Annotated in this window: 6 protein-coding genes; 4 read left to right on the top strand and 2 right to left on the bottom strand. The window is 35.5% G+C overall.

What is annotated here, in order from left to right; translation table 11 throughout:
* Nucleotides 1–82 precede the first annotated feature (82 nt).
* On the top strand, nucleotides 83–424 hold the full coding sequence (locus Q0A18_RS09565) for a hypothetical protein (protein WP_292009929.1): 342 nt from the start codon (nucleotides 83–85) through the stop codon (nucleotides 422–424).
* Between the two features lie 56 nt (nucleotides 425–480).
* On the opposite strand, the gene Q0A18_RS09560 is transcribed toward Q0A18_RS09565, so the two are convergent.
* On the bottom strand, nucleotides 481–3,075 hold the full coding sequence (locus Q0A18_RS09560; RefSeq protein ID WP_292009928.1) for a hypothetical protein: 2,595 nt from the start codon (nucleotides 3,073–3,075) through the stop codon (nucleotides 481–483).
* 22 nt (nucleotides 3,076–3,097) lie between these two features.
* A complete protein-coding gene (locus tag Q0A18_RS09555) occupies nucleotides 3,098–3,892 on the bottom strand; it encodes a DUF2797 domain-containing protein (protein ID WP_292009927.1) in 795 nt (264 codons plus the stop codon).
* A gap of 88 nt (nucleotides 3,893–3,980) precedes the next feature.
* On the opposite strand from Q0A18_RS09555, the gene Q0A18_RS09550 reads away from it, so the two are divergent.
* The 3 genes from Q0A18_RS09550 (at nucleotide 3,981) to secA (ending at nucleotide 8,555) form a co-directional block, all read left to right on the top strand.
* On the top strand, nucleotides 3,981–5,003 hold the full coding sequence (locus tag Q0A18_RS09550) for a GDP-mannose 4,6-dehydratase (protein ID WP_292009926.1): 1,023 nt from the start codon (nucleotides 3,981–3,983) through the stop codon (nucleotides 5,001–5,003).
* A gap of 139 nt (nucleotides 5,004–5,142) precedes the next feature.
* Nucleotides 5,143–5,364, top strand: coding sequence for a DUF2795 domain-containing protein (locus Q0A18_RS09545; protein ID WP_027382805.1), 222 nt, complete (start codon nucleotides 5,143–5,145; stop codon nucleotides 5,362–5,364).
* A 119-nt stretch (nucleotides 5,365–5,483) separates the two neighbouring features.
* Complete coding sequence (gene secA / locus Q0A18_RS09540; protein ID WP_292009925.1) at nucleotides 5,484–8,555, top strand: preprotein translocase subunit SecA; 3,072 nt, start codon at nucleotides 5,484–5,486, stop codon at nucleotides 8,553–8,555.
* The last annotated feature ends 26 nt before the right edge of the window (nucleotides 8,556–8,581 follow it).

The following is an 8,581-nucleotide window of genomic DNA, read 5'->3' as shown; positions in this document are numbered from 1 at the left end:
TTACAGAGATTTTAGTGGCATTCATTTTTAATTATAGGAGCAATGGTTTAATTATTGTAGTAAAATAAATAAAAATTATACAATGGAAAATTCTGACGCAATGACAACCCTTAGTCAAGTAATGAAAACAATGTCTCAAAGAGGAGTAAGCAGAGAATTCAGAATGAATGATGCCGGAGAAATGAAGTTTGAAAACTCTGAAAAAAGTTATAAACCTGAAGATTTGACCATCTTAAAAAGTTATCGTTTTGAGGGGGACAGCAACCCTGATGACAATGCTGTACTCTATGTAGTAAAAGATACTGCCGGAAATCTTGGAATGATCATAGATTCTTATGGTGCAGACAGCAACTATCCCGGTGAAAAATTCGATGAATTCTTAAGAGACATCCCTATCCATGAAAGTGATGAATTTAACCTATAAAAAATAAATAAGATCCGGAAAACCGGATCTTATCTTTTTATTAAAATTCTGAAAAATTATTTCTTACGCTTTGCCCTTTCTTCTTTTCTGTTTTCTTTTACTTCCTGAATCGTTTTTTTCAAATCCTTTACATCTTTTACCGCGGAAACGGTATTTTGAATAACTTTTTCTGTTTTATCAGCCTTTCTTCCTATAAGCGTTATTTTAAGCCCCTCCTGAATTCCTTTCCAGAAAAGATTGAAAAATGACTTTGTCGGATCTCTTTCAACATCCTCTACCATAACTGCTTCAGGAAACTTTCCTGAATCAGAGTTTATAAATAAGTTAGCAACAGCTGTCAATACCCCTTTCTTTTCCTGATTCTTTTTACTCAGAACCGTAATTTTCAAATCTTTATGCTTAAGGTTGAAGGTTCCGTTGAGCCCTTTGTAATTTCCTTTAAAGTTAAAAAGCATCTCCTGAATAGTTCCAGTGGCAGATATATGCAGGTAAGGTTTAATAAAAGGATTAATTCTTGTTGCAGGCAGGCTCGTTGCCCTTCCGGCAATAGTAAATGCATCACTTTTATTTGCAGTATCAAAATTCCAGTTCACAGATAGAGGGGAGGTATTCATAAATGAACAGTCAATTCCGATCTGAACCTGACTAGGCTTTCCCTTATATTTTGCAGAATTCAGGTTCCTCACATTCATATTGAAGTCCCCAAAAGTTAATTTTCCAGGACCATTACTTTCCGGAGTATCTTCTTCATATTCCAATAATGAATTCTTCAATTCAAGATGTTGAATATACATCGGGAATTTGATAGAGCGGAGCAGTTTTGAATATAAAGGCTTCTCCCTTGGATCATCCTTCGGAATCTTGCTTCGGAATATATTGGCATCTGCTGACAGGATCGTAACATTTGATGCATTTATCATTTTATCCTGAGAAAACAGATCCCAATTCCCTTCTGCTGTGATCTGCTTTGCTTTAAGGTCATACAAGTCTCTTTCCGTTGGAATCATTCTGATAAACTGAGCTCTTGACACCAAAGGTTTCATTGCAAAATTATTTACCTGAATTTTATGTTTACCTAATGTGAAAAGGTCTAGGCTCATCGTATAAAATTTTGTCTTATAGGCAACGTTTTTTGTGGTCAGAGAATAGTCTTTTACCTTGAAAGCTATCCCTTTATTATTTGTCTTGGAAGACAATTCCACCTCATCCAGACTGGCATTCAGATCTTTAAGAACCAAAGGTTTCCCATCTTTCTCATAGGCAATATTAGAGTGTTTTAAAGCTACCTTTCTGATCAAAACCGGAAATTGAATTCCTTTGATATTAATTTCTTTCTTAGGAGCTGATGCATTGTGGGATTTAATATTTCCATTAACCCTATCAATCACCAAATCCTGAACATCCAGATTTAGTTTTTTATCTATTGATTTCCATTTATTAATATGGAACGCTACCTGGGCAATCTTTAAATCAACAGAGGTCTTGGCACCGGGAGCAGAAAGAACAGTTATTGCATTCAATTCTCCTCTTTTCTGATCTAATGAGAAACTTTCGATATGAATGTCCTGATCGTTGGTATACCGGATTTCTTTACCAGAAAACAAAAACTTTTCATATTGTACCGGAATAATTTCTTCTGAAGTTTCTTTACTGAATTTCAACTGGTCAACATTCATATATAAACTCTGCGCTGTAAGAAGATCATCTCCCGTGGGCTTTATGATTTTTACTGATGCATTGTTAAGTTTTACATTATCCAAATTAACTTCAAAACCAAGAGGTTTAGGTTTTTGAGACAGTATAACGTTTGTTGTATAAACAGAGAGATTCGGATTTTGAAAGCTGGCATTCCCCAACGATATTATATTCTTTTTTAAAAGCACATCTTTAAACTCCATTCTCTGAATATCAAACTTATACATCTTTGCCCGTTGAGGATAAAAACGTTTGAACTGAGTAAAATTCAGTAATGGTATCAATTTAAAATCCTCCACAAGCATTTGACCATTTGTTGTACTGATATTCTTGATAGTCAAAGCATACATCTGATCGGGGCGAAAGAAAAAATCTCTTCCTTTGATATCATACTGGTCAAAAACTACCGGAAGCTTATTTTCTACAGACTCTTCCGTCATTTGAAGATTTTGAACAAAAAGATCCAGATCATGAACGGAAAGGAACTTTTGCTTGGTATGCCTGAAAATACTGATATTTCCATCATTAATACTTATATTCTCCAACAAAAACGGACTTCTTTTTTTCCCTGTTTTCTTATCAACAGGTCTGGCCAGAATAATATTAAGGTTAGGTTTTGCTAACAGAAGGTCCGAAGAACTTATTCTTTTATGAAATAAAGCCTGAAAAATCCCAAACCTGCTTACCTTGAGGGTATCTATTGTCCCCTGAAGGCCTATAACGTTTGTATTTTCCGGATTTTTATTATTAACTGTAATTCCTGTTGAAAGAATATTCCCACTTCCAAGATCTACATCAAGACTCTTGTAGGAAACCTTATAATCGGTATTATTTTTTATGTAATTGGGAAGCTGGGTTTGTAGCCATATATTTAATCCGAAATTGACCAGTAAAAAAATTACCAGTAAAATCCCAAGGGCAATAAACGATTTTTTAACCCATTTTTTATTCTTCATTAGCAGAATATTTCCCTTTCTATTATTTAATATTCAATCCGATTACATAGCCTTCATGGCCACGTACGTTCATAAAATCACCTCCGTGAAAACTAAGATACTGTCCTTTAATTCCTATGAGCTTACCTGTAAACTCAGGTTTTTTATCTAGAGTAAAAGAGCTTATTTTCTCTGGTTTTTCGTAAGGATAATCAAATTTCCACATTTCCTCTCCTTCGGAATAGAACTTCTGAAAATCCGCAGGAAAATATTCTTTTATCTTTTTCTGAAAATCCGCCAGATCCAATTCGTCCTCAAAATCATCCTGAAGCATTTTTTTCCAATTCGTTTTGTCAGGAACATGGTCTTTAAGTGCAACTTCTATCATTCCTGCTTCATAACGATTCTCTGTTCGTGCGATAGGAAGAGCAAAGGTAGCTCCCTGATCAATCCATCTCGTAGGAATCTGTGTATCCCTAGTTACTCCTACTTTAACTTCTCCAGTATAAGCAAGATAGACCGTATGAGGCTGTAATTGAATTTCTTTTTCAACATCAAGATCACGCTCAGCAATTCCAAGATGCGCAGTTGAAAGCTCAGGACGGATAATCGTATCACTCGCATATGGACTTTCAAAAAAGCAGTTTTTACAAAATCCCATTCTGTAAATAGGCTTATCCTCACCACAATTGACACATTGAAACCCTATATGTTTTATGCTTAACTCTTTTCCGAACAATTCATTCATATGAATCAGATCACCGGAAAGATTAAGATAATACTGAATAGGCTGATCATTATAGCTGATCATTTTTAATATTTGTCCCTGAAGCTGCATTTTATTTATATTTCTTTTTTAAGTAAATTTAATAATTATATTTTTCAAAAACTAAAATTTATATTTTTGTGCTATTAAAAAATCACAGATGGTTTATCTTGTAACGGGAGGAAGCGGATTTATTGGTTCACATTTAGTAGAACAATTGCTAAAAAATGGACATTCTGTCATAAACATTGACAACTTTGATAATTTTTATAATTATCAGATCAAAATTAAAAATACCTTAGAGTCTGTGGGTCACCATGCAGACTTCGAATTTTCGGATAAAGAAACGGATATTCAAAGACTTATATCTATTGTTAATTATGAAAATTATAGTATTTATTATCAAGACATTAAAGACAAAGAAGGAATAGAGAAAATTCTAAAGAAACATAAGATTGACCTCATCATCCATCTGGCAGCATTAGCAGGTGTACGACCTTCCATAGAGCGGCCTTTGGAATATGAAGCTGTAAATATCCGGGGAACGATGAGCCTTTGGGAACTTTGTAAAGAGTTCAATATCAAAAAATTTATTTGTGCATCATCCTCAAGTGTTTACGGAAACAATCCCAAAACTCCTTTTACAGAAACAGATAATGTAGACAACCCCATTTCCCCTTATGCTGCTACCAAAAAATCAGGAGAGATATTAGGACATGTCTATCATCATTTATATGATATTGATATGATCCAACTAAGATTCTTCACCGTTTACGGTCCGAGACAAAGACCTGATCTGGCAATACATAAATTCACACAGCTGATCATTGAGGAACAGGAAATACCTTTTTATGGAGATGGAAATACTGCCAGAGATTATACGTATATTGACGACATCATTGACGGCGTAACCAAATCTATTACCTATCTGGAACAGAATTCTAAAGTATACGAGATTATCAATCTTGGAGAGAGTGAAGTAATAACACTTTCCGAAATGCTGTCTACAATTGAGAATACGCTTCAGAAAGCCGCTATTAAAAAAGTTCTTCCCATGCAGCCCGGAGATGTTCAGAAAACCAATGCCGATATCACAAAAGCAACTACTTTAATTGGCTATCATCCTGCCACAAAGTTCCAAAATGGCATAAAAAAATTTGTGGAATGGTTTTTGAGAAAGTGACAAAAGCTAGTTAAAGGCAGTAGTGAAACATCGCCTTTGACAAAAAAAGAATACTATTTAATAAAAAGAATTGAAAATCAGTTATAAAAAAGCTTATTATATAACCTATTTTTATACTTTTGCAAAAAATTAGAAAATTATGTACTGGACATTAGAATTAGCTTCCTATTTAAGTGACGCACCTTGGCCAATGACTAAAGCAGAACTTATTGATTATGCAATCCGAACTGGTGCACCGATGGAAGTCGTAGAAAATCTACAGGCAATCGAGGATGAGGGAGAGATCTATGATGCAATTGACGAGATTTGGAGTGACTATCCTACGGACGAAGATTATCTTTGGAACGAAGACGAATACTAAAACTACAAAAGCTTTGGGCGATGTGCTTAAGGCTTTTTTAGATATAATATAGAACACACAACTACGTGTAATAATAAAAACGCTCAGAGCTTAAGTTTTGGGCTTAAATCAAAATTTTTATGAGTTTTTTAAATAAAGTTCTAAAAGGGTTTTTGGGAGACAAAAAAGCGCAGGACCTAAAAGAAGTAAAAAAAGTTGTAACCAAAATCAAAGCTGTTGAGCCCAATATCCAACAATTGTCAGATGATGGATTAAGAGAAAAAACTGCTGAATTCAAAGAGAATATAAAATCTGCAACCAGCAAAATAACAGCTCAGATAGAAGAGATACAAGACAAAATAAAAAATTCAACCAATGTAGATGAAAAAGAGGCTCTTTTTGCTCAAATAGAGAGTCTTAAAAAAGAATCATACACCATTGAAGAAACCGTACTTAGTCAAATTCTTCCTGAGGCATTTGCCTTGGTAAAAGAAACTGCGAGAAGATGGGCTGAAAACGGAGAAATCCGTGTAACAGCTACTCAATGGGACAAAGATTTAGCTGCTACCAAAGATTTCGTAGAAATACAGGGTGATACTGCTGTATGGAAAAATTCCTGGGATGCTGCCGGAACTCCGATTGTCTGGGATATGGTTCATTACGATGTTCAGTTTATCGGAGGGGTTATTCTTCACAGCGGAAAAATTGCCGAGATGGCAACCGGTGAAGGTAAAACTTTAGTAGGAACATTACCTATTTATTTAAATGCTCTTCCCGCTAGAGGGGTTCACGTAGTAACAGTAAACGACTATCTTGCCAAGAGGGATAGCGCCTGGATGGGGCCGCTTTACCAATTCCACGGAATGAGTATCGACTGTATCGATAATCACCAGCCAAATTCAGACGGAAGAAGAAAAGCATATAATTCAGATATTACTTATGGAACCAATAACGAATTTGGTTTCGATTACCTGAGAGATAACATGGTATCCTCCCCTTCAGAATTAGTTCAGAGAGAACTTAATTTTGCTATCGTGGATGAGGTAGACTCTGTATTAGTGGATGACGCAAGAACTCCATTGATTATTTCGGGACCTGTTCCTCAGGGAGACAGACAGGAGTTTGATGTTCTTAAGCCTTCTATTGACAGGATTGTTGAAGTTCAGAAAAAAACAGTATCTGCAATATTTAATGAAGCTAAAAAATTAATCGCTGTAGGAAATACTAAAGAAGGAGGATTTAAATTGCTTCAGGCTTACAGAGGGTTACCTAAAAACAGACAATTAATTAAATTTTTATCGGAAAGCGGAAACAGAGCATTGCTTCAGAAAACTGAAGCTCAGTATATGCAGGATAACAACCGTGATATGCCGATCGTAGATAAAGATCTTTATTTCGTTATTGAAGAAAAGAATAATCAGGTAGACCTTACAGACAAAGGTGTTGAGTACATGTCTCAAGGAAACTCCGATCCAAACTTCTTCGTTCTTCCGGATATCGGAACAGAAATTGCCGAAGTAGAAGCTAAAAATTTATCTAAAGAAGAAGAATTTGAAGCTAAAGAAAGACTATTCGCTGATTTTGCTGAAAAGTCAGAAAGGGTTCATACAATGAGTCAGCTATTGAAAGCATATACTTTATTTGAAAAAGATGATGAATATGTGGTAATCGATGGTGAGGTAAAAATCGTTGACGAACAAACAGGACGTATCATGGAAGGACGTCGTTATTCAGACGGTCTTCACCAGGCTATCGAAGCTAAAGAAAATGTGAAAATTGAGGCTGCTACCCAAACTTTTGCGACGGTAACACTTCAAAATTATTTCCGTATGTATAACAAGCTTGCGGGAATGACGGGTACTGCAGAAACAGAAGCGGGAGAACTTTGGCAGATTTACAAATTAGACGTAGTGGTTATTCCGACCAACCGTCCGATTTTAAGACAAGACAAACAAGATTTAGTTTATAAAACTAACAGGGAAAAATATAATGCTGTAATTGAAGAAATTGAAAACCTTACATCACAGGGAAGACCTGTATTGGTAGGTACGACCTCTGTTGAAATTTCTCAGTTATTGTCAAAAGCGCTTCAGCTAAGAAAAATTCCTCATCAGGTATTGAATGCCAAACTTCACAAGAAGGAAGCTGAAATCGTTGCCGAAGCAGGTAGACCGGGTGTAGTAACAATTGCTACGAACATGGCAGGTCGTGGTACCGATATAAAGCTTACCAAAGAAGTGAAAGACGCAGGAGGTCTTGCCATTATTGGTACTGAAAGACACGATTCAAGACGTGTTGACAGACAGTTAAGAGGTAGAGCGGGACGTCAGGGAGATCCGGGAAGCTCTCAGTTCTATGTATCTCTTGAAGATAACCTGATGCGTTTATTCGGTTCTGAGAGAATTGCTAAGATGATGGACAGAATGGGTCATAAAGAAGGTGAAGTCATTCAACACTCTATGATCAGTAAGTCTATTGAAAGAGCGCAGAAAAAAGTAGAGGAAAACAACTTTGGTATCAGAAAGAGACTCCTTGAATATGATGATGTAATGAACAAGCAACGTGATGTAATTTATAAGAGAAGAAAGAATGCTTTGTTCGGAGATCATCTAAAGTATGATATCACCAATATGATTTTTGATGTTGCGAATACCATTGCAGCTCAAGGAAAAGCATCCGGAAACTATAAAGAATTCGAATACGATATCATTAAAACATTTACGATGGAATCTCCGGTTTCCGAGAATGATTTCAAAAATAAAAATGTCCAGGATCTTACCAATACGATCTTTAAAGCGGCACAGGAAGATTACCAGATGAAGCTAAACCTTTTGAAAGAAAAATCTTTCCCTATCATTGAAAATGTATATCAGAATCAGGGTTCTATGTTCAAAATGATTCAGGTTCCTTTCACTGACGGTATCAAAACAATGACGATTGTAACCGATCTTCAGGAAGCCTATGAAACTAAATGCGAAAGTCTTATCAATGATTTTGAAAAGAATATCACACTGGCAATCATAGATGAAAACTGGAAAAACCATTTACGTGAAATGGATGATTTAAGAAGATCTTCACAAGGAGCTGTATATGAGCAAAAAGATCCGCTTGTAATTTATAAGCAAGAGTCTTTCCACCTCTTCAGTGAAATGGTAGATAAGATGAATAAAGAAATAATTTCTTTCTTATACAAAGGAGAAATCCCAGCATAAGAAACAGATCGATATCAATTTAAAAT

The organism is Chryseobacterium sp. (assembly GCF_022712095.1).
Classification (GTDB): domain Bacteria; phylum Bacteroidota; class Bacteroidia; order Flavobacteriales; family Weeksellaceae; genus Chryseobacterium.
The sequence above is the reverse complement of the archived record's forward strand: the minus strand, read 5'-3'. Positions and strand labels throughout refer to the sequence as shown.